This is a genomic window from Oerskovia sp. USHLN155, assembly GCF_037145535.1.
GTDB classification, from domain to species: domain Bacteria; phylum Actinomycetota; class Actinomycetes; order Actinomycetales; family Cellulomonadaceae; genus Oerskovia; species Oerskovia rustica.
The window spans coordinates 141,996-165,699 of the sequence record NZ_JBBCXG010000005.1 but is presented as its reverse complement, the minus strand read 5'-3'; the positions used below and the strand labels follow the sequence as shown (position 1 = coordinate 165,699).

23 protein-coding genes are annotated in these 23,704 nt (G+C 73.3%); 11 read left to right on the top strand and 12 right to left on the bottom strand.

Annotated features, from left to right (window positions below):
* Nucleotides 1–31 precede the first annotated feature (31 nt).
* Genes WFH32_RS08675 through WFH32_RS08665 form a run of 3 tightly spaced genes read right to left on the bottom strand, consistent with a single transcriptional unit; the run spans nt 32 to nt 2,800 of the window.
* A complete protein-coding gene (locus tag WFH32_RS08675; protein ID WP_191797563.1) occupies nt 32–304 on the bottom strand; it encodes a growth/differentiation factor in 273 nt (90 codons plus the stop codon).
* Nucleotides 304–1,593: a proline-rich domain-containing protein gene (locus WFH32_RS08670; RefSeq protein WP_336706951.1), complete on the bottom strand. Its 1,290-nt coding sequence runs from the start codon at nt 1,591–1,593 to the stop codon at nt 304–306. The genes WFH32_RS08675 and WFH32_RS08670 overlap by 1 nt, the downstream gene beginning before the upstream one ends.
* A 4-nt stretch (nt 1,594–1,597) precedes the next feature.
* Nucleotides 1,598–2,800, bottom strand: a complete 1,203-nt coding sequence (locus WFH32_RS08665; RefSeq protein ID WP_191797561.1) for an SHOCT domain-containing protein — start codon at nt 2,798–2,800, stop codon at nt 1,598–1,600.
* 256 nt (nt 2,801–3,056) lie between these two features.
* Between WFH32_RS08665 and WFH32_RS08660 the strand changes: the two genes are divergently transcribed.
* Nucleotides 3,057–3,485, top strand: coding sequence for an NUDIX hydrolase (locus tag WFH32_RS08660; RefSeq protein WP_191797559.1), 429 nt, complete (start codon nt 3,057–3,059; stop codon nt 3,483–3,485).
* A gap of 22 nt (nt 3,486–3,507) precedes the next feature.
* Here WFH32_RS08660 and WFH32_RS08655 read toward each other — a convergent pair whose 3' ends face one another.
* Nucleotides 3,508–5,019 carry a glutamyl-tRNA reductase gene (locus WFH32_RS08655; protein WP_336706949.1) on the bottom strand — a complete coding sequence of 504 codons (1,512 nt, stop codon included), beginning with the start codon at nt 5,017–5,019 and terminating at the stop codon, nt 3,508–3,510.
* A 49-nt stretch (nt 5,020–5,068) separates the two neighbouring features.
* Here WFH32_RS08655 and hemE point away from each other — a divergent pair, with 49 nt between their 5' ends.
* The 6 genes from hemE (at nt 5,069) to hemL (ending at nt 12,452) form a co-directional block, all read left to right on the top strand.
* Nucleotides 5,069–6,178, top strand: a complete 1,110-nt coding sequence (gene hemE / locus WFH32_RS08650) for a uroporphyrinogen decarboxylase (RefSeq protein ID WP_336706948.1) — start codon at nt 5,069–5,071, stop codon at nt 6,176–6,178.
* Nucleotides 6,179–6,232: 54 nt separating this feature from the next.
* Nucleotides 6,233–7,762 (top strand): protoporphyrinogen/coproporphyrinogen oxidase, encoded by a 1,530-nt coding sequence (locus tag WFH32_RS08645; protein WP_336706947.1) that lies wholly within the window; start codon nt 6,233–6,235, stop codon nt 7,760–7,762.
* Nucleotides 7,763–7,925: 163 nt separating this feature from the next.
* Nucleotides 7,926–9,089, top strand: coding sequence for a hydroxymethylbilane synthase (hemC, locus tag WFH32_RS08640; protein ID WP_318244235.1), 1,164 nt, complete (start codon nt 7,926–7,928; stop codon nt 9,087–9,089).
* Nucleotides 9,089–10,069: a uroporphyrinogen-III synthase gene (locus tag WFH32_RS08635; RefSeq protein ID WP_336706945.1), complete on the top strand. Its 981-nt coding sequence runs from the start codon at nt 9,089–9,091 to the stop codon at nt 10,067–10,069. The genes hemC and WFH32_RS08635 overlap by 1 nt, the downstream gene beginning before the upstream one ends.
* 32 nt (nt 10,070–10,101) lie before the next feature.
* Entirely contained in the window at nt 10,102–11,064 is a 963-nt protein-coding gene (hemB, locus tag WFH32_RS08630) for a porphobilinogen synthase (RefSeq protein WP_442946324.1), read from the top strand.
* 5 nt (nt 11,065–11,069) lie between these two features.
* Complete coding sequence (hemL, locus tag WFH32_RS08625; protein WP_336707151.1) at nt 11,070–12,452, top strand: glutamate-1-semialdehyde 2,1-aminomutase; 1,383 nt, start codon at nt 11,070–11,072, stop codon at nt 12,450–12,452.
* A 134-nt stretch (nt 12,453–12,586) separates the two neighbouring features.
* Here the strand turns inward: hemL and WFH32_RS08620 are convergent, their stop codons facing one another.
* Nucleotides 12,587–13,174 carry an HdeD family acid-resistance protein gene (locus WFH32_RS08620; RefSeq protein ID WP_168210003.1) on the bottom strand — a complete coding sequence of 196 codons (588 nt, stop codon included), beginning with the start codon at nt 13,172–13,174 and terminating at the stop codon, nt 12,587–12,589.
* A 225-nt stretch (nt 13,175–13,399) separates the two neighbouring features.
* Here WFH32_RS08620 and WFH32_RS08615 point away from each other — a divergent pair, with 225 nt between their 5' ends.
* From WFH32_RS08615 to WFH32_RS08605, 3 genes are all read left to right on the top strand, one after another.
* Entirely contained in the window at nt 13,400–13,741 is a 342-nt protein-coding gene (locus WFH32_RS08615; RefSeq protein WP_030150338.1) for a metal-sensitive transcriptional regulator, read from the top strand.
* Nucleotides 13,742–13,766: 25 nt separating this feature from the next.
* The gene (locus tag WFH32_RS08610; protein WP_336706942.1) at nt 13,767–14,135 is read left to right on the top strand and encodes a heavy-metal-associated domain-containing protein; all 369 of its coding nucleotides are present in this window, start codon (nt 13,767–13,769) and stop codon (nt 14,133–14,135) included.
* A gap of 168 nt (nt 14,136–14,303) precedes the next feature.
* Complete coding sequence (locus tag WFH32_RS08605; RefSeq protein WP_336706941.1) at nt 14,304–16,988, top strand: heavy metal translocating P-type ATPase; 2,685 nt, start codon at nt 14,304–14,306, stop codon at nt 16,986–16,988.
* 111 nt (nt 16,989–17,099) lie between these two features.
* Here the strand turns inward: WFH32_RS08605 and WFH32_RS08600 are convergent, their stop codons facing one another.
* The 7 genes from WFH32_RS08600 to WFH32_RS08570 all read right to left on the bottom strand — a co-directional run bounded on the left by WFH32_RS08600 (nt 17,100) and on the right by WFH32_RS08570 (nt 22,722).
* Nucleotides 17,100–17,453 (bottom strand): hypothetical protein, encoded by a 354-nt coding sequence (locus tag WFH32_RS08600; protein ID WP_336706939.1) that lies wholly within the window; start codon nt 17,451–17,453, stop codon nt 17,100–17,102.
* Nucleotides 17,450–18,400 carry an SPFH domain-containing protein gene (locus tag WFH32_RS08595; protein ID WP_336706937.1) on the bottom strand — a complete coding sequence of 317 codons (951 nt, stop codon included), beginning with the start codon at nt 18,398–18,400 and terminating at the stop codon, nt 17,450–17,452. The genes WFH32_RS08600 and WFH32_RS08595 overlap by 4 nt, the downstream gene beginning before the upstream one ends.
* A 154-nt stretch (nt 18,401–18,554) precedes the next feature.
* Nucleotides 18,555–19,355 carry an ABC transporter permease gene (locus WFH32_RS08590; protein WP_191797601.1) on the bottom strand — a complete coding sequence of 267 codons (801 nt, stop codon included), beginning with the start codon at nt 19,353–19,355 and terminating at the stop codon, nt 18,555–18,557.
* Nucleotides 19,352–20,353 carry an ABC transporter ATP-binding protein gene (locus WFH32_RS08585; RefSeq protein ID WP_336706935.1) on the bottom strand — a complete coding sequence of 334 codons (1,002 nt, stop codon included), beginning with the start codon at nt 20,351–20,353 and terminating at the stop codon, nt 19,352–19,354. The genes WFH32_RS08590 and WFH32_RS08585 overlap by 4 nt, the downstream gene beginning before the upstream one ends.
* Nucleotides 20,354–20,415: 62 nt before the next feature.
* Complete coding sequence (locus WFH32_RS08580; protein ID WP_191797603.1) at nt 20,416–20,721, bottom strand: transcriptional regulator; 306 nt, start codon at nt 20,719–20,721, stop codon at nt 20,416–20,418.
* Nucleotides 20,714–21,451: a hypothetical protein gene (locus tag WFH32_RS08575; RefSeq protein WP_336706933.1), complete on the bottom strand. Its 738-nt coding sequence runs from the start codon at nt 21,449–21,451 to the stop codon at nt 20,714–20,716. Before WFH32_RS08575 ends, WFH32_RS08580 begins: the two co-directional genes overlap by 8 nt.
* Nucleotides 21,452–21,633: 182 nt before the next feature.
* Nucleotides 21,634–22,722, bottom strand: coding sequence for a hypothetical protein (locus WFH32_RS08570; protein ID WP_336706932.1), 1,089 nt, complete (start codon nt 22,720–22,722; stop codon nt 21,634–21,636).
* A 116-nt stretch (nt 22,723–22,838) separates the two neighbouring features.
* Between WFH32_RS08570 and WFH32_RS08565 the strand changes: the two genes are divergently transcribed.
* Nucleotides 22,839–23,678: a CPBP family intramembrane glutamic endopeptidase gene (locus tag WFH32_RS08565; RefSeq protein ID WP_404822057.1), complete on the top strand. Its 840-nt coding sequence runs from the start codon at nt 22,839–22,841 to the stop codon at nt 23,676–23,678.
* Nucleotides 23,679–23,704 lie beyond the last annotated feature (26 nt).

Below are 23,704 nucleotides of genomic sequence, written 5' to 3'. Positions count from 1 at the left end.
CGCCCGACGAGCATCGGCCCGGCACGCCCGCCTAGGACATGTGGTTGGCGTCGTTCATCGAGCTGTTCGACCGCCCGGTGACGCGCCTGACGTGCGTGTCCGACCCGCTCTCGTCGAGCGTGACGGACTTGGTGTCCCGTCGGTGGTCGTGCCGCTTGCCCGTGTTGCGGTACCTCGCCCACGTGAACCAGTAGAACAGCGGCCCTGCGAGCAGCAGAACCACCACGACGACGACCTTCACGGCCTCCTCCTCCCCGGAGGAGGAGGCGACGACGGTGAGCGCGTCCAGGGCGAGCGCGTGCATCAGAACCCGATCATGACGAAGAGTGCCGCGACGGCCGCCACGGCCTCGACGACGACGGACACCGCGAGCAGGCGGCGGTGGTTGACCGGGACAGACCCCATGGTCTCGCCCGTGCGGCCGTTGACCGCGACGTAGTGCAGCAGCGACGACCCGTTCTTGCGGACCTCGTGGTACGAGTACAGCCACACGGGCAGGTACGCGGCGACCCACCGCTGCCCGACGACGTCGAGCCGTTCGCGGTCCCACCGGACGCCGCGGTCGTAGTACTCGATCATGTCGCGCGCCCGGAACCGGGCGATCTCCTTCGCCTGCGCGAACGCGGGATCACGCAGGTCGTCGACGTCGCTGTCGCGGCGCTCGGCCGTGAACCCCGACAGGTAGTTCGAGTCGTAACGCACCGCGTTCTCGACGTCGAACGGCAGGATCGTGTTGATGACGTTGTTCGTCCGGGCCTTGCCACCGTGGTCCCGCCGGTCGGCCGAGGACTCGATGGTGAGGTCGTCGACGTGCAGGTCGAAGTCGCGCACGACGTCGTACAGGTCGTAGTCGTAGCGCGTCTCCGTCGTGTCCTTGCCGTCGGAACCCCGGACGGTCACGGTGTACCTGCGCACGAGGTGCTCACCCTGCCCTTCGAGGCGCGCCTTCGCATTGAAGTCCGCGACGAGGTACGGAAGGTAGACGCCGACGACGTTCTCCGGGCTGAACTCCGCCCGGAACCGGGGGTGCGCGTAGAACTTGCGTCGGCCGACGAACTGCCGGATGCCCGCGACCGCGTCCTCCTTGGGGAGGCGGAACGGCAGCAGGACGTCGGGCACGGCCCCGTTGGGGACCTGCTGGTTCACCGACAGGACGTTGCGGCACCAGTGGCAGCGGGCCTGTGTGCCGTGCGCGGTGTCGACGACGACGTCGGCCCCGCAGCCCGCGCAGCGGAACGTCAGGATCTCCTCGGCAGACGGCACGATGTCGGCGCTGCCCGAGCCCAGGACGACGCCCTCGAGCCCGCCGATGTTCCCGTCGAGCCCGAGGTCGGCGAGCGTCACCGTGCTCACCCACTCGTAGCGGCAGAACCCGCACCGCAGCGTCGCCTTGGCGACGTCGTAGGCGATCTCGGTCGCGCCGCACCGGATGCACTTGACGAGACCGTCGGTCGCGCCGGTGTCGGTCCGCACGACGGTCGGGCCGCCCGCCGGGCTCCCCGCGGGCGGAGGTCCGGCGGTCGTCGTCGGGCCGGCTCCCGGCTGGGGCGGGCCCTCGGGGACGGGAGCCGACTCCGGCTCGTGAACGGTCATGGCCTCAGAACCCGAGGACCTTGGCCTTGGCGGCGTCGTAGTCGGCCTGGGTGATGAGGCCCTGGTCGAGCAACGACTTGAACTGGGTGAGCTTCGCGACCGGGTCCTCGGCGGCCGGGGCGGGCGCGGCCGGCGCCGCCGCCTGCTGGACCGGGACCTGCTGCACCGGCACGACGGGCTGCTGCAGCCCGGACATGGCGCCGCCCGCGGCGTTCATCCCCATGCCGAGGATCGCCATGTTCGCGGCGCCGCCCGGGTTCTCCCCCGCGGCCTGGATGCCTCGCGCGGCGGCCTGCTGGAGGAACGAGTTCCCCCGCGCCCCTGCGAGGGCGTCGGCCTTCTTGACGTCGCTGAGCAGCGCACGCGTGTCCTCGTCGTACTCGATCGCGGCGAGCGCGACCTTGACGATCGAGAGGCCGCGGTAGGAGGTCCACTGGTAGCCCTCCTCGACCGCGCCCGCCAAGGACAGCGCAAAGCCGACCGAGTCGCTCTGGATCCGGGTGATCCGGTTCCCCTTGTCGGGGTCGTTGGTGTAGCTCGAGAAGGCCGCCGCGAGCGAGCCGACGACCTCGGTGAAGAGCTGGCTCGCGGCGTCGTTGTCGAGGTCGGAGAAGTCGAAGACCTTCGCGCTCGCCCCGAGGTACGTGAGCGGCACGAACTGCTTGACGAAGAGGATCGGGTCGACGATGCGCAGGGAGTAGGTGCCGCGCGTGATCGCCCCGACCTGGGCGCCGAGGTAGGCGTCGTCCCAGTAGATCTCCGACTGCGTGCCGAACCGGTTGTTCGGCAGCTCCTTGAGGTTCACGTAGAAGCCGAGCTGCTGCGACCCGGGCTGCCCGCCGAACTTGAACCGCTCCCACGACGTCGTGATCAGGGGGCTCAGGAAGCCGTTGTCGGCGAAGATCGACTGGGAGTTCTGGTCGTCGGACGTGTACAGGTACCCGCCCGGCTCGGCCACGAAGCCCGTGAGGGCACCGTCCTGGAAGGTCAGGAGCCCGTATCCCTCGGGGACGACGAACCGGCTCCCGTTGGTGATGATGTTCGCCGAGCCCTTGGTGTTCGCCCCGCGCCCGGCGTTCTGCCCCTGGGCGACGGCCGGGAAGAGCGCGGCGGTCGGTGCGAGGTTCGTCGGCGGCGTCAGGAAGTCCTTCCACTGGTCCGCGAGCGTGCCTCCGAGGGCACCAGCAAAGGCCTTGATGAATCCCATCGAGCTCTCCGTCCGATCGGGCGGACGGCGCCGCGCGTGACCTGTGTTCGTCGCGTCGGGCCGTGGGCCCGTCCGCGATCGGCACAGTATCGACTTTCGTTCCGGAACGGAACTATCGGCGAGCTTCCGGCGCATCGGCTCTCACGGACCGGACCGCCGAGGGCGACGGCCCCGCCCGCCGACGGTGACCAACCGGCCGCCGACGGTGACGCGCCCACCCGCCGACGGTGACGCGCCGGATGACAGGATGTTCCCCGTGACCTCCCCCTCCCCCCTCACGGAACCCCTGAAGACCGTCGGCTGGATCCACGTCGTGGACGGGCGGCTGCTCGTCGTCCGCAGCCGGGACAACGACCTGTTCTTCATGCCGGGCGGCAAGCTCGATCCCGGCGAGAGCGACGAGCAGGCCCTGGTCCGGGAGATCGAGGAGGAGCTCGGCGTGCTGCTCGACCCGGCCACGGTGAGGTCCGGGTTCGTCGCCGAGGCGCCCGGTCACGGCCTGGGCGGGCGGCTCGTGCGCATGCACTGCCTCTACGCCGAGCCGCTGCTCGGGTCCCCCGAGCCTGCTCCCCGTGCCGAGGTCGGCGAGCTCACCTGGGTCGGTGCGCAGGACGCGCACCGGGTGCCGCCCGCGGGCCGGATCGTCCTGGAGCGTCTGGCTGCGTCCGGCGAGCTCGCGGCCTGACCCTGCGGGCCGAGAGGTCGGCTCAACGGCCGGCGCACACCTCGTCGCGGCCCGACACGTCGGCACCCAGGATCGCCGCCTCGGCGTCGGCCACCACGGCCGAGGCCTCCTCGCGGGCCGCGGCCAGCGCCGACGCCCGTGCCGCGACGATCGCGTCGTGCAGCTCGGCGTGCACGCGTCGCCGGACGGAGCGGGCGAGCGCCTCGGTGTCGGCATCGTCGACCTCGCCGCCCGCGGTCCGACGCTCGGCCACACGTTCGGCGACCTCGGCCGCGATGCGCCGGTCGGCGTCGTCGAGCAGCGCGACGACGGCCGTGTCGGCCGCACGCCCCAGGCGGGACTCCTCGAAGTCCTGCGTCGCACGGTCCACGATCGTCCGTGCCTGCCCGACGACGAGCGACCCCAGGGCGGGTGAGTGCGCCTTGAGGGAGGCCAGGTCGTAGAGCAGGACGCCGTCGAGGTCGGCGACCCGTGGGTCCACGTCGCGGTGAAGGGCGAGGTCGAGGACGACCATCGGCCGGTGCGGCGCCTCGTCGCCGGCGGCCTCCGCGGCGCGGGACCGGGCGCGGACGACCGCGGCGGCGTCGAGCACGTGCCCCAGCGCGTCACCACCACCCACGAAGAAGTCACCGTCGACCGGGGCGTCGTCACCCTCGGCGGTCAGGGCGTCACCGTCGGCGAGCCGCTGGTCACCCTCGGCGCCGGCACCGGCATTCACACGAGCACGAGCACCACCAGCACCAGCACCAGCACCACCAGCCAGCGCCCGCCCTCGCGCACCGCTGCACGACACGACGAGGTCGGCGTCCTCGAGGGCCTCCACGAGGTCGGTCACGGCGACGACGCCGCGGTCGGCCGCGAACTGCTCGGCACGCCCGGACCCCGAGTACACGCGCACGTCGTCGCAGCCGCGGGCCCGCAGCGCCGCGAGCGACGCCCCGGCGTACGACCCGGTGCCGATGAGCACGGCGCGGACCTGGCGCCACGGCGGCAGCTCGGCGCTCGCGAGGTCGAGCCCGAGGGACACGACGGACCGGCCGTTGCCCCCGAGCGTCGTCTCGTTGCTGATCTTCTTGGAGGTCCGCGACGCGGTCTGGAAGAGGAGCTCGAGCGTGGACGACGTCACGCCGCCCTCGCGTGCCTCCTCGAGGGCGCGCTTGACCTGCCCGGCGATCTCCCGCTCGCCCACGACCATCGAGTCGAGGCCGGCGGCGACCTCGAAGAGGTGGGCGGCGACGTCGGGCCCGGTGCGGGTCGAGAACGCCCGGACGGCGACGTCCTCCGCGACGCCCGACGCGGCGGCCACGAGGCGCGCGACCTCCCGCGACGCGTGCTGCACGCCCCAGCCGTCGACGGGCGACTCGACGTCCAGGTACACCTCGAACCGGTTGCACGTCGAGACGACGACGGCACCGGTGATCGCTTCGCAGGTCGCGACGGCTGCCCGTCCGACCGACCCGGCTCCGGTGGACAGGAGCTCGAGGGTGGACATGTCCAGCTCGTGGTGACTTGCAGTCATCGACAGGAGAACCACAGTGCTCCGATTCAATCACCGCGTCGGGCACAAGGCAGAATCGGTTCTTGTGACGTTCACCGCGCTTTCCGACAACCACCCTCTCGTCGACGGTCGGACGACGAATTCCTCGCTCGTGCGTGCATTGCGCGGCGAGCGCCCGGAGACCACCCCCGTGTGGTTCATGCGACAGGCCGGGAGGTCGCTGCCCGAGTACCGCGAGCTGCGCCAGGGCGTCGGCATGCTGGACTCGTGCCTGCGCCCGGACATGGCGAGCGAGATCACGCTCCAGCCGGTGCGCCGGCACGGCGTGGACGCGGGGATCTTCTTCTCGGACATCGTGATCCCGCTCAAGCTCGCGGGGGTCGAGGTCGACATCGTCCCCGGGGTGGGCCCGGTCATGGGCCAGGCGTACCGCACGCCCGACGACGTCGCGCGCCTCGTCGAGCACGAGCTCACCCCGGAGTCGCTCGCCCCGGTGACGGAGGCGGTCGCGCTCACGGTCGCGGCGCTCGGGTCGACTCCTCTCATCGGTTTCGCGGGGGCGCCGTTCACGCTCGCGGCGTACCTGGTCGAGGGTCGGCCGTCGCGCGACCACCTCGCGGCGCGCACCCTCATGCACGCGGACCCCGAGTCGTGGGCGCGGCTCACGGCGTGGACGGCGCAGATCACGGGTGCGTTCCTGCGCGCTCAGGTCCTGGCGGGGGCCAGCGCGGCCCAGCTGTTCGACTCGTGGGCCGGGAGCCTGTCCCTGGAGGACTACCTGGCGGGCGCCAAGCCGGGCAGCACGGTCGCGTTGTCGCAGGTCAGCGACCTGGGTGTGCCCGCGATCCACTTCGGGACGGGCACGGGGCACCTGCTGGGCGCCATGCGCGACGCGCTCACGGAGGCCGGCGTGACGCACCCGACCGTGGGTGTCGACTACCGCACGCCGCTCGACGAGGCCGCGGCGGTGCTCGGCGGGTACGTGCCGGTCCAGGGCAACATCGACCCGGCGCTGCTCGCCGCGCCGTGGCCGGTGCTCGAGGCGCACGTGCGCGACGTGCTGCGTCGTGGGGGCGCCGCCCCGGGGCACGTCGTGAACCTCGGCCACGGGGTGCCGCCCGAGACGGACCCGACGGTCCTGACCCGGGTGGTCGACCTGGTCCATTCCGTCCGGAACGTGTCAGAACCTGCGTGACCTCTGCGTCACGCACGGTCTGACACACCCTCGTGGCGGGGGCACACTTGACGTGTGCACCCCGTTGCTGATGGATCGTCCGGCCCTTCCTCGTCGTCCGACGCCACGTCCGACGCCTCCTCTCACGGCTCGTTCGACGCCGTGGTCGTCGGCGCCGGCATCGCCGGTCTGACTGCCGCGCGCACGCTGCGCCGTCGCGGTCTGCGGGTCCTCGTCCTGGAGGCGGCCGACCGCCCGGGCGGGCCCGTGCACGGTGACAAGCTGGGCTCGACGGGGCTGTCCGTCGACGTGGGTGCCGAGTCGTTCGCGGCGCGCGGTTCCGCCGTGGGCGACCTGGTCACCGAGCTGGGCCTGACGGTCGTCGAGCCCGCGCCGCTCAGCGCGTGGGGCTATGCCGCGAGCCGCGCGTTCCCGCTGCCGAAGGCCGGGATCATGGGCATCCCGTCCCATCCGTTCGCGGCCGACGTGCGGCGCGCGGTCGGCTGGCCCGGCGCGCTGCGGGCCGGGTTGGACCGGGTCAAGCCGCGCCGTTGGGTCGACGAGGAGAACCTCGAGACCTTCGCGCGCTCGCGCCTGGGGCGCCGTGTCGCGGAGCGCCTCGTGGCACCGGTCGCCGCGGGGGTGCACTCGGCGCCGCTCGAGCGGCTCGACGTCGACGCGGTCGCCCCGGGCCTGCGCGAGGCCTACGCCCGGGAGGGTTCGCTGACGCGCGCGGTCGCGGCGATGCGCGCGCAGGCGCCGGCGGGCTCCGCGGTGCGCGGCATCGAGGGCGGCATGCACCGCCTGGTCGAGGAGCTCACGCTCGCCGTGACGAGCGAGGAGCCCGACGGCGCCGCTCCGGCCGGGAGCACCGGGCCGGCAGGGGTGCTGCTCACGCGCCACGAGGTGGTGGACCTGGGCAGGTCCGCGGACGGGGGCTGGACGGTCCAGGTCGAGACCCTGGGGGGCCCGGCGACGTTCCGGGCGCCGCGCCTGCTCGTGACGACCCCCGCGGTCGTCGACCTGGTGTCGCCGCTCGCAGGCCGCACGGCCGACCCGGTCCCGGACCCCGAGCCGGGTGCCGACATCCGGCTCATGACGTTGCTGCTCGAGGCCCCTGCGCTCGACGCGGCCCCGCGCGGGAGCGGCCTGCTGGTCGCCCCGAGGCCGCGCACGTGGTCGACGCGCGACGAGAACCACCGGGCGGGAGCGCACGACCCGGTCCAGGCCAAGGCCTTGACCCACTCGACCGCGAAGTGGCCGTGGCTGGCCGCCCGGGTGACGGACGCCGTCGGGCCGGGGAACCACGTGGTGCGCCTGAGCTACGGGCGCATCGGGGAGACGGTCGAGCCGACCGTCGACCAGGTGGTCCGCGACGCCTCGGTGCTGCTGGGCGTGGACCTGGAGGGCAAGGTGCGTGAGCACCTGTCGACGCGGTGGAACGGGTCGCTCCCGCCGCCCACGCCCGTGTACCGGCGTGAGGTCGCGGCGTTCGTGGAGCGGGTGTCGCACGTCGACGGCCTGGGGGTCACGGGCGGGTGGATCGCGGGCACGGGTCTCGCGGCGATCGTGGGGCACGCACAGGAGTCCGCCGAGCAGCTCTGAGCATTTCTCGCGTCGGCGGCAATTCCCGACGTGCTGACAATTCGTCTCTTTGTCATGACTTCATGTCAGGTCGATGTCACTCGGTGGACAATTCCCCGGAAATCCGCTCCGGACGGGTCCGAGCGCATTTCGACTTCACCGCCCGGCAGAGGACACTGGAAGCGTGAGCATTCGTGTCGGAACCCGTGGCAGCGCCCTCGCGACGACCCAGACGGGTCTCGTCGCCAGGCGCATCGAGACCCTGACCGGGCAGCCGGTCGAGATCGTGCGCATCCGCACCGAGGGCGACGTCCGCACCGGCTCGCTCGCCCAGATGGGCGGTACCGGGGTGTTCGTGACCGCGCTGCGCGAGGCGCTGCTCGACGGCCGCTGCGACGTCGCCGTCCACTCCCTCAAGGACCTCCCGACCGGCGCGGCCGAGGGCCTGACCCTCGTGACGCCCGAGCGGGAGAACCCGCGCGACGTCCTGTGCGCACGCAACGGCTGGACCCTGGAGACCCTGCCGCGCGGCGCCAAGGTCGGCACGGGCTCGCCCCGCCGCGCGGCCCAGCTCCTCGCGGTGCGCCCCGACCTCGACGTGCTCGACATCCGCGGCAACGTCGACACCCGCCTCGCACGGGCGCTCGGCCCCGACGCCGACCTCGACGCGGTCGTCCTCGCCTACGCCGGGCTCTCGCGGCTCGGGCGCCTCGACGCGGTCTCCGAGGTCATCGACGTGCGCGTCATGGCGCCGGCCCCCGGGCAGGGGGCGCTGGGCGTCGAGGTCCGGACCGCGGACCTCTCGCCGCTGTCCTCGTTCGACCTCCGGCCCGACGGCGCCACGGACCGCCCGCTCGACCTCGCCGACGTCGTCGCAGGCCTCGACCACCTTCCGACCCGCCTCGCGGTCCTCGCCGAGCGCGCCCTCCTCGCACGTCTCGAAGCAGGCTGCGCGGCGCCCGTCGGCGCGCACGCCGTGGTCGAGGAGGACGAGATCCGGCTCTCGGCGGTCGTCGCCCGGCTCGACGGCGGGCAGGTCCTCACGCACTCGGCACGGGTCGCGCTGCCGTCGCCTGCGGGCGCCGCGGGCAGGGCCGGTGGCGCTGGGGGCCCGTCCGTCGAGGGGCGCGACGTCACCGACGTGCTCGCGAGGGGGCTCGGGATCCAGGTCGCCGACGCGCTGCTGGCCGCCGGTGCCGCCGAGCTCGCGCCGCTGCGTGCGACCGGGCCGGGGGCCGCGACCGACTCGTTGTGGGCCCCGGGCACCGCGCCCGCGGGCGACACCCGCTCGGACGACGAGGCCCCGGTCGGCGGCACCGACGCCCCCGTGGGCCCGGAGCAGCGCTGATGCCAGGCCGACTGCGCGACCCGCAGCGCGGTCGCGACCTGCCGCCAGCAGGCCCGGCCCCGGCCGCCGCGAACGCCACGGACTCCGGGCCGCTGACCGGGACCACCGTCCTCCTCCCGCGCTCCCCCGAGCGTGCCGCTCCCCTCGCGGCGAGGCTGCGCGCCCAGGGCGCGACCGTCCTCGTGAGCCCAGCGATCGAGCGCGTCCCCATCGAGGACACCGCGGTGATGGACGCCGCCGTGGCGGACCTCGCCGGCTTCGCGTGGGTCGTGGTCACGAGCGTCAACGCCATCGACGAGCTGACCGCGAGCGCCGCACGCCGGGGCGTCTCGCTCGCCGAGCTGTCAGAACGAGCGAGGACTGGAGCGCACGCTGGTTCTGGCACGAGGTGGGCCGCGGTCGGGCCGGCGACTCGCCGAGCGCTCGAGGCCGCGGGGGTCCACGTGGATCTCGAGGCGGCCGTGAACTCGGCGCGCGGGCTGCTCGCAGCGTTCGACGCGCTCGCCGAGGCTCCCGACCACGGGTCCGAGGCCCGGGCCGCGTCCGACGAGAGGGCCGCCGACGCGACGCGGCGCGTCCTGCTCCCGCAAGGCGACCTCGCGAAGCCCACCATGGCCGACGGTCTGCGTGACCGGAACTGGGACCCGCACGTCGTGACCGCGTACCGGACCGTCTCGCACACGCTCTCCCCGGAGGTCGTGGACGCGTGGCGCACGGGCGAGGTCGACGTGGTCGTGCTGACCTCGGGCAGCGTCGCGCGCGAGGTCGCGACCCAGCTCGGCGCGGACCCGCACGTCGCGGGCGTCGCGATCGGCGAGCCGACGGCGGAGGCCGCGCACGCCGTCGGGCTGCGGATCGACGCCGTGGCCACCCAGGCGACCGACGACGCCCTGGCGGAGGCCGTGCTGCGCGTCGCCGCCCACCCGTCAGCACCTCGTCCTGACGACTCATCCCCGACAGAAGGCAGGAACCACCCGTGATCCGTCCCCGCCGCCTGCGCTCGACCCCGCAGATGCGCCGGCTCGTCGCCGAGACCCGGCTGCACGCCGCCGACCTGGTCCTCCCGCTGTTCATCAAGGAGGGCCTGACCGAGCCCAAGCCGCTCGGGTCCATGCCCGGCATCGTGCAGCACACCGAGGAGAGCCTCGCAGGCGCCGTCGCGCAGGCGACCGCGGCCGGGCTGGGCGGCATCATGCTGTTCGGCATCCCCGCGCACCGTGACGCGGTCGGCTCGCAGGCCGACGCCCCCGACGGCATCCTCAACCGCGCGATCCGCATCGCGCGCGACTCGGCCCGGGACGCCGCTGCGGGCACGGGCCGTCCCGCCCCCGTCGTCATGGCCGACCTGTGCCTCGACGAGTTCACCGACCACGGGCACTGCGGCGTCCTCACCGCCGGCCCGGACGGCGACCTGGTCGTCGACAACGACGCGACCCTCGTCCGCTACGCCTCGATGGCACTCACCCAGGCCGAGGCGGGCGCGGAGGTCGTGGCGCCGTCGGGCATGATGGACGGCCAGGTCGCCGTGATCCGCGAGGCCCTCGACGGCGCGGGGCACACGGGCGTGAGCATCCTGGCGTACAGCGCCAAGTACGCGAGCGCGTTCTACGGGCCGTTCCGCGAGGCCGTCGACTCGACGCTCCAGGGCGACCGCCGCACCTACCAGATGGACTCCGCGAACTTCCGGGAGGGCCTGCGGGAGGCGGACGTGGACCTGGCCGAGGGCGCCGACATGGTCATGGTCAAGCCCGCGGGCTCCTACCTCGACGTGCTCGCGGCCGTGGCCGAGCGCAGCGACGTCCCCGTGGCGGCGTACCAGGTCTCGGGCGAGTACGCGATGATCGAGGCGGCGGCCGCGAACGGCTGGATCGACCGGCGCGGCGCCGTCCTGGAGTCCGTGCTCGGCATCAAGCGCGCGGGCGCCGACATCGTCCTGACCTACTGGGCCCTCGAGATCGCAGAATGGATTCGGTGACACCGATGACCATCCACCCGACCGGTTCGCCGCTGCGCGCGACCACCCTCCACGACAACCACGAGGCGTTCGTGCGCGCCCAGGGCGCGATCCCGGGCGGCGTGAACTCGCCCGTGCGGGCCTACGGCTCGGTCGGCGGCGACCCGCGGTTCATCGCGAGCGCGCGTGGCGCGTACGTCACGGACGTGACGGGCCGCGAGTACGTGGACCTCGTGTGCTCGTGGGGCCCCGCGCTCCTGGGGCACGCGCACCCCGCGGTCGTCGCCGCGGTGCAGGACGCCGCCGCACGCGGCCTGTCGTTCGGCGCCCCGACGCTGGGCGAGGTGGACCTCGCGGAGGAGGTGCGCCGCCGGGTCCCCGCGGCCGAGCGCGTGCGCCTCGTCTCGACGGGCACCGAGGCGACCATGACCGCGGTGCGCCTCGCGCGCGGCGTCACGGGCCGCAACCTGCTGGTCAAGTTCGCGGGCTGCTACCACGGGCACGTCGACGCCCTGCTCGCCGAGGCGGGCTCGGGCGTCGCGACGCTCGCCCTGCCCGGGTCGGCCGGCGTGACCGAGGCCAGCGCGGCCGAGACCCTGGTCCTGCCGTACAACGACCTCGAGGCCGTCGAGCGTGCGTTCACCGAGCGCGGCTCGGAGATCGCCGCGGTCATCACCGAGGCGGCGCCCGCGAACATGGGCATCGTGCCGCCCGGCCCGGGCTTCAACGAGGGCCTGCGCCGCATCACGGCCGAGCACGGCGCGCTGCTGATCCTCGACGAGGTCCTCACGGGCTTCCGCGTGGGGCCGAGCGGCTGGTGGGGCCTGGAGTCAGGTGCCGCGGCGGGCGTGACCGCGGGCGAGCAGCCCTCGTACACGCCCGACCTGTTCACGTTCGGCAAGGTCATCGGCGGCGGCATGCCCGTCGCGGCCCTGGGTGGCCCGGCCGTGATCATGGACCAGCTCGCGCCGCTCGGCCCGGTGTACCAGGCGGGCACCCTGTCCGGGAACCCGGTCGCGGTCGCGGCGGGCCTCGCGACGCTGCGCCTGGCCGACGACGCCGTGTACGCCCGCGTCGACCACGTCGCCCAGGTCGTGGGTGACGCCGCGAGCGCGGCCCTCGCTGCCGAGGGTGTCCCGCACGCCCTGCAGCGCTCGGGGAACCTGTTCTCGATCATGTTCGGCGACTTCGCCGCCGCGGCCGGGGTGCGCACGTACGCGCAGGCCCAGGCGCAGGACGTGTTCCGGTACAAGGCGTTCTTCCACGCGATGCTCGACGCGGGGGTCAACCTGCCGCCGTCGGTCTTCGAGGCGTGGTTCGTGTCGTCCGCGCACGACGACGCCGCGGTCGAGCGTGTCCTCTCCGCGCTCCCGGCCGGGGCGAGGGCCGCAGCGCGCGCCCAGCGCTAGACCCCTGCACGAGGTGAGGGGTGCCCGGCGGGGTGAGCGGCGCCGTCGGGCACCTTCCTCCGTGCCCGACGGCGCCGCTCACCTCACGCCCGACCGTGCCGTCGTGAACGGCTCGGCAGGCGGCTCCGGCGCGGTCAGTAGCTGATCTGACCGACCTTCTTGCCCAGGCTGCGGATCTGGAAGCCGAACGCGATGAGCGCGACGCCCCAGACGAGGGCGACGATCGCGAGGATCCACACGATCGACACGACGCCCGCGCCCACGTTGAACAGGACCAGGGCACCGAAGACGAGCGACAGCAGACCCGCGAAGACTCCCCAGCCCCAGCCGCTGCCCGGGACCTTGCGGAGCTCGACGCTGGCGATCGTCTGGAAGATGCCCAGGACCACGGCCCACAGACCGATGATCCACACGAGGACCTCGGCAGTCTTGCCGGGCCACACGAGCAGCACGATGCCGACGGCGACGCTCACGAGCCCGACCGTGACGAGGGCCGCCGTGCCGCCCGTGCCTCGGCGGCGGATGCCCTCGACGATCTCGAACAGGCCGTCGACGAGCGTGAAGATCGCGACGATCCAGATGAAGACGACGGCCGTGATCTCGGGCCACACGAGCGCGACGATGCCGAAGAGGATCGCGACGACGCCGCGGATCACTGGCCAGTACCAGACCTGCTTGGCGGTGGTGGAGAAGGCGGTGAGGATCGGGTCCTGCGTGGTCATGGTGGGCTCCTGACGTCGGATCGTGTCCCGCCAGGAACGCTGGAGCACCGTCCGTGCGGGCTGTTCGACTCTCATCGAACACCCGAAACGGCCGCATGTCGTGGCGAACCGCGCATTCGTCGCGGAGGGACCTTCGCCCCCTTGACAAGGCGATACCCCGCGGGGGTACCTTTGAGGGTTGGTACCCAGTAGGGGTATCCGAGCGAGTGATCACGGAGGCCCAGCATGAGCGACACGACCACCCAGCGCCCGGTCGAGCCGGGCGCTGCCCCCGCCCACACCGGCCCCCACGGGTACGCCTCCGACAAGGAGGCCTACCTCAAGCGCATGCGCCGCATCGAGGGCCAGGTCCGTGGCATCGCCCGCATGATCGACGAGGACGTCTACTGCATCGACATCCTCACCCAGGTCTCCGCGGTGACCAAGGCCCTCCAGGCGGTGTCCATCGGACTCGTCGAGGACCACCTCGGCCACTGCGTCGTCGACGCCGCCCGGTCCTCCGAGGCCGAGGGCGCCGCCAAGGTCCGCGAGGCGTCCGACGCCATCGCCCGTCTCGTCCGCAGCTGACACCCCACCCCTCCCAAGGAGCACCATGAGCACCGTCACCACCCTCGGCGTCACCGGCATGACCTGTGGCAACTGCGTCTCGCACGTCACCAAGGACGTGGGCGCCGTCCCCGGAGTGGAGAACATCAGCGTCGACCTGAACGTCGGCGGCACCTCCGAGGTCACCGTCTTCTCGGACGACCCGCTCGACGAGGCCGCGCTGCGCGAGGCCGTCGACGAGGCCGGCTACGAGGTCGTGAGCTACGAGGTCCAGCTCGACGCCCAGGCCGCGCAGTCGGCCGAGCAGGCCGCCGACCGCAAGGCCCACAACTGCGGCTGCGGCTGCGGCACGGACTCCGCCGCGGACGCCGCGCCCGCCCAGAAGACGTACGACCTCCAGGTCCCGCAGGCCTGACCGCTCGACCCGCCCGACGACGGAGCACCGGCCGGTCTCCCGGCCCCCGCTCCGTCGTCGGGCACCGCTCGGACTGCCCCCACCGCCCCCGCCCGCCGACCGCGGGCCGCGACGGAGCACCCCACCCGGCGGGACCCGCCGGACGCACCACACAGTCGAGGAGCACCGATGACCACCCCCACCGGCCTGACCTCCGGGCCGACCCTCGTCGAGGTCGACCTCGCGATCGAGGGCATGACGTGCGCCTCGTGCGTCGCGCGCGTCAAGAAGCGGCTCAACCGCGTCGACGGCGTCGAGGCCACCGTCAACCTGCCCCTCGAGAGCGCGCACGTCGTGCTGCCCGAGGGCGTCACCGACGCCGAGCTCGTCGAGGCCGTCGAGAAGGCGGGCTACCAGGCGCGGGTCACGGGGCGTCGCGCGGCGAGCCCCGCCGTCTCGGCGAGGGTGGCGGCCCCTGGGGCCGCCGTCGTGTCAGAACCGGCGAGCACCCCGGACCACGCTGGTTCTGACACACCGGCCGAGCCGGCACCGGCCCCTGCTCGGGCCCCGGCCCCCGCTCCGGCCCCGGCGTCGACCGACACCTCGGCCCCCACGCGCGACCGGGGTGCCGACCTCGGGCGCCGCCTCAAGGTCGCCGCGGTCCTCACGCTGCCCGTCGTGCTGCTGTCGATGGTCCCGGCCCTGCAGTTCCCGGGCTGGCAGTGGGTCGTCACGGCCCTCGCGCTGCCGGTCGTGACGTGGGGCGCGTGGCCCTTCCACACCGCCGCGTTCCGCGCGGCCCGCCACGGCGCGTCGACCATGGACACCCTCGTGTCGATCGGCGTGATCGCCGCGACCCTGTGGTCCCTGTGGGCGCTCCTGCTGGGCGGCGCGGGCGAGATCGGCATGCGGATGACGGTGTCGCTCGTACCGGAGCGCTCACACGGTGCCCTCGGTGCGATGCCCGAGCTCTACTTCGAGGTCGCGGCCGTCGTCACGACGTTCCTCCTCGCGGGCCGCTGGTCCGAGCACCGCTCGCGCCGCAAGGCCGGCGACGCGCTGCGCTCCCTGCTCGCGATGGGCGCCAAGGACGCAGAGCGCGTCACGACCGGCCCCGACGGCCACCGCACGACCGAGCGCGTCCCCGTCTCGGCCCTGCGAGAGGGCGACCTGTTCACGGTCCGCCCGGGAGAGAAGGTCGCGACCGACGGCGTCGTCGTCGAGGGCGCGTCCGCCGTCGACACCTCGCTCCTGACGGGTGAGCCCGTCCCCGTCGACGTGACGCCCGGCGACGACGTCACGGGCGCGACCGTCAACACCTCGGGCCACCTGCTCGTGCGTGCGACGCGCGTAGGCGAGGAGACGACGCTCGCGCAGATCGGTCGCCTCGTGAGCCAGGCACAGACGGGCAAGGCTCCCGTGCAGCGCCTCGCGGACCGGATCTCGGCCGTGTTCGTGCCGATCGTCCTGGTCCTGGCCGTGCTCACGCTGGGCGGCTGGCTGCTCGCAGGGGCGAGCACGCAGTTCGCGTTCACGGCCGCCGTGGCCGTGCTGATCATCGCGTGCCCGTGCGCCCTGGGTCTCGCGACGCCGACCGCCCTGCTCGTCGGCACGGGACGCGGCGCCCAGCTCGGCATCCTCATCAAGGGCCCCGAGGTCCTGGAGTCCACGCGCCGGGTCGAGGTGATCGTCCTCGACAAGACCGGCACCGTCACGCAGGGCCGCATGGCCCTCGAGCGCGTGGTCACGCGCGAGGGCACGCTCGACCTGTCCTCGGCCGCGGCGCGGTCTGCCGGCTCGTCGAGCGAGACGCCCGACGGCGCCGCCCGCCACGCCCTGCGCCTCGCCGGCGCGGTGGAGGGGCTGAGCGAGCACCCGATCGCGCAGGCGATCGCGTCGGCAGCGACGCGGGTCTCGGGCGAGGTCGACGACCGCGAGTCAGAGCCGGCGAGCGCTGGAGGTCACGCTGGTGCTGACACCTCGGCCGGGGCGGTCCTCGAGACCGGCGCCGACGGCGTCGTCGTCGGTTCCCCGCAGGTCTTCGACTTCGTGAGCTCCCCGGGCGGCGGTGTGAGCGGCCTGGTCCGCACCGCGCACTCGGGCCTGTCCCCCGCGGGCGCCCTCAACGCGCAGCGGGTCCTGGTCGGGCGCCCGGCATGGCTCGCCGAGCAGGGCGTCGCGTTCGACGTGTCAGCACCAGCGGGGGCTGCGGGTCACGCTCGTTCTGACAACGGTGGGACCGACCTGCGCCGAGCGTTCGACAAGGCCGAGTCCACGGGCGCGACCGCCGTCGTCGTTGCCTGGAACGGCGCCGCCCAGGGCGTCCTCGTCCTGCGCGACCCCGTCAAGGAGACCTCGGCCCAGGCCGTGGCCGAGCTCCGCGAGCTGGGCCTGCGCCCCCTCCTCCTCACGGGCGACAACGCGGGCGCGGCCAAGGTCGCCGCCCGGCAGGTCGGTATCGCCGAGGAGGACGTGATCGCGCAGGTCCTGCCGCAGGACAAGGTCGACGTCGTCGCGCGCCTGCGCGCGGAGGGCCGCGTCGTGGCGATGGTCGGGGACGGCGTGAACGACGCCGCCGCGCTCGCCGGGGCCGACCTCGGCCTGGCCATGGGCACGGGCACCGACGTCGCGATCGAGGCGAGCGACATCACGCTGGTCCGCGGCGACCTGCGCTCGAGCGCGACCGCGATCCGGCTCTCGCGCCAGACGCTGCGCGTCATCAAGCAGAACCTGTTCTGGGCCTTCGCCTACAACGTGGCCGCGATCCCGCTCGCCGCCGCCGGGCTGCTCAACCCGATGATCGCAGGGGCCGCGATGGCGATGAGCTCGGTCCTGGTCGTCGCCAACTCGCTCCGCCTGCGCCGAGCGGGCTGAACCTGGCTGCCCCTGGCTGCCCCTGGCTGCCGAGAACGAGGTTGAGGTCGTCATCGTGACGATGGCGACCTCAACCTCGTTCTCGGCACCGGGGTGACCAGCGAGCGCAGGTCACTGCGCGGGCGGGCGGCCCGGGCGGCGCGGCGGGCGTACGTCCCGAGGCAGCCGGCCCTCGGCGTCGAGGGCCCGGCGCAGCACCATGTCGATCTGCGCGTTGACGCTCCGCAGCTCGTCCGACGCCCAGCGCGCGAGCGCGTCGTGCACCGCCGGGTCGAGACGCAGCAGGACCTGCTTCCGTTCGGTCCGGGGCCGTCGAGGCGCACCCTCGCGCCCGACGTCCGCTCCGCCGTCGGGCCCACCTACGACGGGCGCACCCTCGCGCCCGACGTCCGCTCCGCCGTCGGGCCCCGGAGCACCCTCACCCGGCGACCCGCCGGGGGCGGGCGCCGGGACCTCGGGGGTCACGAGTAGAGCGACCCGGCGTTGACGACGGGGGTCGCGCGGCTGTCGCTGCACAGCACGACGAGGAGGTTCGACACCATGGCGGCGCGGCGCTCGTCGTCGAGCGTGACGATCGACTCGGCCTCGAGGCGCTGGAGGGCGTCCTCGACCATGGACACGGCGCCCTCGACGATCCTCGAGCGGGCCGCGATGATCGCCCCGGCCTGCTGGCGCTGCAGCATGGCCTGCGCGATCTCGGGGGCGTACGCGAGGTTGGAGATGCGGGCCTCGACGACCTCGACGCCCGCCACCACGACGCGCGCGGCGACCTCCGCGGCGATCTCCGCCGACACGACCTCCGTCGCGCCGCGCAGCGACTGCTCGCCGGCCTCGGCGTCGTCGTACGGGTGGGACATGGCCACGTGGCGCAGCGCCGACTCGGCCTGGACGCGGACGAAGTCGGTGTAGTCCTCGACGGCGAAGCTCGCCTTCGCGGTGTCGGCCACCTGCCACACGATGATCGCCGCGATGTTGATCGGGTTGCCGTCGGCGTCGTTGACCTTGAGCTCGCTCGTCTCGAAGTTGCGGACGCGGACGGACACGCGCTTGCGCGTCGAGAGCGGCACGGTGGCGACGAGCCCGGTGCGGCGGATCGTCCCGAGGTACCGGCCGAAGAACTGGACGACGAGCGTCTGGCCCGGGTTGATGACCTTGACGGCGGTGAGCGCGAGGAGGCCGAGCACGATCGCGACCACGCCGAGCAGGGTGCCGACCGGGGTGCTGGTCATGAACAGGGGGACCGACCCGCCGAGAAGGACGAGGACGAGGAGGATCGCGAGGCCACCTCCGCCGGCGCCGAGCGACCACGCGGGCTGCTCGGTGACGTCCACGCGGGTGCCGTCGTGGCCCACGGGGCGTCCGCTCGGCTCGCCGCCCACGGACTCCTGCGGGGGGACGGTGGTGTCGCTCATGGCTGTTCCTCTCGTCGTTCACGGGTGCCGGGCGCCCCGCATCTATCAAAGTGATATCACATTACGTTCCGCGCCGTCGAGAACGAGGTTGTGGTCGCCATCCACAGGGATAGCGACCGCAACCTCGTTCTCGGCACCTGGAGAGGGGCAGGGGCTATCTGAAGCGGCGGCCCTCGTCGCGGCGGTACGCCCACACCGCGAGGACCGCGAACACCACGGTCCACCCCAGCAGCACGACCCACGCGAGCGCGTACGCCGGCTCGCCCGTGAGCGCCTGGACCAGCAGGTCGCGACCGGCGCGCGTCGGGGTGGTCATCGAGATCGCGTCGAGCCACGGCGGGAACAGGAACGGCGGCAGGAACAGCCCGCCCGCGAACGCGAGGGGGAACAGGATGACCTGCACCACGGGCAGCGCCGCCTTGGCGGACAACGAGTACCCGATCGCGATGCCCAGCAGCACGAACGGCACCGACACGAGCAGCACGGTCCCCACCCCCGCGAGGAGCTGCGGCCACGTCACGGAGGCCGCCGTCAGGAGCCACCCGATGAGGATGAGCGGCACGAGCCCGAACAGCGAGAAGATCCCGCCGTTGAGGATGCGCGCGATCATGCGGGGCGCGGGCCCCGCGGGCAGCGAGCGCAGGAACGGGTCGAACGGCAGCGCCCGGTCCTCCGCGACACCGAGCCCGTAGGTGAACAGGCTCGCGGAGCAGATCGCGAACAGCCCGAGCGACGCGACGGCCGTGGTCGCCGCGACGGGGTCGCCCGCGACCTCCTTCTGCGGCACGACGAAGAAGAACATCGCGAGCGCGGGGAACAGCAGGTTCCCGAGGACCGCGATGGGCACGCGCACGGTCTCCAGGAACTGGTACTTGAGGTGGATCCAGGTGAGGGTCGCGGCGCTGGGCGGGCGCCCGCTCACGCCGGAGGTCGTGGTGGCTGCGTGGGTGCTCATCGCGCGCTCTCCTCCTCGGAGGTCTGGCGGTCCGGGGCGCCCGACGGCGTCGCGCCCGTCGGGCTCCCGGCCTCGTCGTGGTCGGTGGTCGCGGCGTGCGAGACCATCTGCTCGAACGCCTCCTCGAGGCTCGCGCCCCGGATCTCGAGCCCGTGGAACGGCAGGCCCGACGTCACGAGCGTGCGGACCAGCTCGTCGGCGTCGGCCGTGAACAGCTCGTACCGCCAGGCGCCGGACTCCCCCGCGGCCTTGTCGGCCGCGCGCTCGGACCGCACCACGCCCGGCAGGTCGGCCCCCAGGTCGGCGGTGCTGCGCACGACCACGCGGCGCAGCCCGACGCGGCGCAGGATCGCGTCGAGCGTGTCGTCGGCCTTGACCACGCCCTGGTCGATCACGACGACGCGCTGCGCGAGCGCCTGCACCTCCTCGAGGTAGTGGCTCGTGAGGAGCACGGTCCCGCCGGCCGCGTGGTACTCGCGGATCGCGGTCCACAGCGCCTGGCGCGCGCTCACGTCGAGGCCCGTGGTGGGCTCGTCGAGCAGCACGACCCGTGGGCGCCCGACGAGCGAGAGCGCGACCGCGAGGCGTCGCTTCTGCCCGCCGGACATGGCCCCGGTCTGGCGCCCGGCGAGGTCGGACAGCCCGAACTGCTCGAGCAGCTCGCCCGTGGGCACGGGGTTCGCGTAGTGCTTGCCGACGAAGTCGACGACCTCGCGCACCTTGAGGGTCGCGGGCAGGCCCGTCTCCTGAGGCGTGAGGCCCAGGCCCTGGCGGGACGAGGCGTCGCGCGGGTCGCCGCCGAAGAGGCGTACGACGCCCGTGTCGGGCTTGCGCTGCCCGCTCACGAGCGAGAGCAGCGTCGACTTCCCGGCGCCGTTGGGGCCCAGGAGCCCGACGAGCTCGCCGGCCCCGACCTCGAGGGTCACGTCGTCGAGCGCGACGACCTCGCCGAAGCGGCGGGTCACGTGCTGCGCCGACACGAGGGACCCGTGCGGCACGGCCGGGCCTCCTCGCGTCGCGGCGGCAGCCCGCCACGGACTGACGGCTGAGTGCTGGCTGGTCACGATCCGGCTCCTCTCAGGAGCATGCTCAGGGACTCGGTGTAGACCTCGAAGGCGCGGCGCCCGCGAGGGGTGAGGCTGATGTAGGTGGCCGGGGTGCGGCCCTCGTGGGTCTTGGTGACGGTCACGTACTCGGCGTCCTCGAGCTTGCGCAGGTGCGTCGAGAGGTTGCCCGCGGTCATCTCGAGGAGCTTCTGGAGCCTGGGGAACGCGATCTGGTCGCCCGCGCCCAGCGCCGAGAGCGTCGCCACGACGCGCAGCCGCGCCTGAGCGTGGATGACCGGGTCGAGCTCGACGTCAGGCACGGGCACCTCCCGCGAGCCGGCGACGGGTCCGCACGCGCAGGACCTGCTCGACGAACGCCATGAGCAGGAACCCGCCCCCGCCCGCGACGGCCATGACGAGGTAGAGGTCGGGCAGGCCCACGATCGTCGCGGCCCCGGCGACGAGCAGGATCCACACGCCCAGGACGTACAGGCGGGTCTCCTGCCACATGGCGCCGCCCGCGAGGTACATGATCCCGACGACCAGGCACGACAGGGAGTTGCTCGCGAGGGACATGACCTCGGGGTTCGCCCCGGCACGGGCGAGCCCGCCCAGGACCATGCTCATTGCTGCGAACGAGATGAACCAGGCCCAGCCGTAGAGCGCGCCCGAGCGGGCGCTCGCGCCGCGCACCCCGCTCACGCGCGTCATGATGTGCACGATCGTGATGGCCACGGCGCCCACGACGAGGAAGGTGAAGGCGAGGAAGGCCCAGGGCTCGGGCTGCCCGACGACGTCGCTCGCCCCGATCTCCAGGGTCGCCGTGGCGGGAGGGGCGCCCGAGCGCAGCGAGCTGACGTAGAGCGTCGTGTAGCCCAGGAGCCAGGCCAGCCCCCAGACGCCGTAGAGGACCCGGCCGTCGGGTTCGACGTCCTTGACCTTCTCCTGCTGGGCCGCGATGAGGCGCAGGCTCTCGGCGGGGTCGAGCGGCTGGTCGTCGTCGGGCCCCTGTGCGGGTCCGGCGGGCCGGTCGGGCGTGTGGTCGGGCACGAGCGCTCCATCTCCACCACGACGCATCGTGGTTTGTGCTGCAAACTACTTTGTAGCCTGCCAGGAGGAGCGGTCGAACGCAAGAGCCTCCGATGCCGAGAAGTGAGCAGATGCCCCTGATCCGCGTGGATCAGGGGCATCTAGGCACTTCTCGGCGTCCGAAGATCCGGGCCTGCTGCGCGTCAGGACGTCGCGGAGCCCGAATTCCCGGTCCCCGGAACGTTCTCGGCACCGCTCCCGGACCCGCTACCGGTTCCCGTTCCGGGCTGCTGTTCGAGGTCGGTACCTCCCGAGCCCGAGCCGCCGGTCCCGCCCGTGTCCCCGCCGGTCCCGGGCGTCGGGTCCGGTGCCGGGGTGACCGGCGTGGTCGGCTCGGGCTCGGGGACCGTGGTCGGCGGGTCGGTCGGCGCCGGGGTCGGGACCTCGCTCGGGGCCGGGCTGGGCGTGGTGCCCGTCGCCGGGGAGTCGGTCGTCGTGTCGCCGGTCGTGCCGGTCGTGTCGCCCGGGTCCCCGGTCGACGCGGGCTCACGAGAGACGACGTGGCTGATCGACGTGCCCGAGCCTTCCTCGCCGCGCAGGATCTCGCTCAGCGGGCGACCGGCGACGACCTCGACGAGCGTCACGCCCACGATCAGCACCAGGAACACCCCGACGGCCGAGAGGATCAGCGTCTTGCGGCTCGGGCGGCGGGACGTCGTGCCGTCGCCGTCCGGGGTGTCGCCCGAGGTGCCGTCGTCCTGCGGACCGTCCGTGCCGTCGTCGGGCCCGTCCATGGCCGAGGTGCGCAGGTCGTCGAGGCGCGTGCCGCCCAGGTCGTCGGCCGAGAGGACCGCGGTGTCCGCAGCCTGCCCGTCCGCGCCGGCCGCGGGCAGCACCGCTGTGCTCGCCGTGGTGTCGCCGGAGCTCTCGCCGCTCGCCGAGTGCGACCCCGCGAGCGTCGGCAGCAGGACCTTGCGGCCGTTCTTGCCCACGGGCAGCACCACGCCGGCCTTCATCGCGGCCTTCATCTGGCGGCGCGTCTTGAGGATCGAGCGCGTGTAGAGGTTGTTACCGACGACCGTCAGGATCGACGCCACGCCCGCACCGATGATCGTCCCGGCCACACCCAGGTACGACAGCAGGACCGTCGAGCTCACGGCAGCGAGCGCGCTCGCGACGACCTGCGTGACGGAGAGACCTGGCGGCTTCTCGTCGAGGTCGTCGTCGGCGGCGCCCGGTGCGGGGGCGTCTCGGGCGGTCGGGCTGATGGAGGGGGGTCTGTTCGAAGTCACGGTCCTTCCAGGGTAGGAAGCCCGTCTGCACGCCCCCCGGACACCTGTTGACCAACCGACGAGGATTGTGTGAAGACCGCGCAGCGCTCCCTCTCGGTGGGTGCTATAACGGCCAGGTGACCACTCCTCCCGGCACTCACTCCGAGACCGGCAAGCGCTCCCGCTGGGCGCCGACGACGGCCGACCACCCCGAGACCCGCCGCCGCATCGGGGCCGAGATCTGGATCCTGCTGGGCCTGAGCCTCGGCCGGTCGGGGGTGTACGCGATCGTCAACATCGTCGCGCGCCTGACCGAGGGCACCCCGCTCGCGGAGCAGAGCACGAGCCTCAACAACAGTCAGTCGCCCCGCCCGTACCTCGACCTGACCTATCAGATCCTCAGCATCGGGTTCGCTCTCATCCCGGTCGCGCTCGCGCTGTACCTGCTCTCGGCGCGCGGGCGGTCGGTCACGAAGGCGATCGGGCTCGACGGCAGCCGCCCGTGGCGCGACACCGGGTGGGGGTTCGCGCTCGCCGCGGTCATCGGCATCCCTGGCCTGGGACTGTACGTCGCCGGGCGTGCCCTGGGGATCACGGTCGAGGTCAACCCCGCCAACCTCGCGGACTACTGGTGGACCGTGCCGATCCTGATCCTCGCGGCCCTCCAGAACGGCCTGCTCGAGGAGGTCGTCGCGGTCTCCTACCTGTTCGAGCGCACCAAGGACCTGGGCTGGGGACGCGTGAAGTTCGTCGTGTGGAGCTCGCTGCTCCGCGGCTCGTACCACCTGTACCAGGGCATCGGCCCGTTCGTCGGGAACGTGGTCATGGGCGTCGTCTTCTCGTGGTTCTACACGAGCAGATGGGGGCGGCACCGGGTCGTGCCGCTCGTGATCGCCCACACGATCCTCGACGTGGTCGCGTTCGTGGGCTACGCGCTGCTGCCGCGCGAGTGGCTCGAGGCGCTCGGCGTCGGCTAGCCGAAACTCAGTCCCCGCCGCACGTC

Bases quoted from the DNA above. Each gene is read 5' to 3' on its own strand.
- WFH32_RS08675 (WP_191797563.1), bottom strand. From the start codon at position 304: ATGCACGCGCTCGCCCTGGACGCGCTCACCGTCGTCGCCTCCTCCTCC.
- WFH32_RS08670 (WP_336706951.1), bottom strand. From the start codon at position 1,593: ATGACCGTTCACGAGCCGGAGTCGGCTCCCGTCCCCGAGGGCCCGCCC.
- WFH32_RS08665 (WP_191797561.1), bottom strand. From the start codon at position 2,800: ATGGGATTCATCAAGGCCTTTGCTGGTGCCCTCGGAGGCACGCTCGCG.
- WFH32_RS08635 (WP_336706945.1), top strand. From the start codon at position 9,089: ATGCCAGGCCGACTGCGCGACCCGCAGCGCGGTCGCGACCTGCCGCCA.
- hemB (WP_442946324.1), top strand. From the start codon at position 10,102: ATGCGCCGGCTCGTCGCCGAGACCCGGCTGCACGCCGCCGACCTGGTC.
- hemL (WP_336707151.1), top strand. From the start codon at position 11,070: ATGACCATCCACCCGACCGGTTCGCCGCTGCGCGCGACCACCCTCCAC.
- WFH32_RS08620 (WP_168210003.1), bottom strand. From the start codon at position 13,174: ATGACCACGCAGGACCCGATCCTCACCGCCTTCTCCACCACCGCCAAG.
- WFH32_RS08615 (WP_030150338.1), top strand. From the start codon at position 13,400: ATGAGCGACACGACCACCCAGCGCCCGGTCGAGCCGGGCGCTGCCCCC.
- WFH32_RS08610 (WP_336706942.1), top strand. From the start codon at position 13,767: ATGAGCACCGTCACCACCCTCGGCGTCACCGGCATGACCTGTGGCAAC.
- WFH32_RS08605 (WP_336706941.1), top strand. From the start codon at position 14,304: ATGACCACCCCCACCGGCCTGACCTCCGGGCCGACCCTCGTCGAGGTC.
- WFH32_RS08595 (WP_336706937.1), bottom strand. From the start codon at position 18,400: ATGAGCGACACCACCGTCCCCCCGCAGGAGTCCGTGGGCGGCGAGCCG.
- WFH32_RS08590 (WP_191797601.1), bottom strand. From the start codon at position 19,355: ATGAGCACCCACGCAGCCACCACGACCTCCGGCGTGAGCGGGCGCCCG.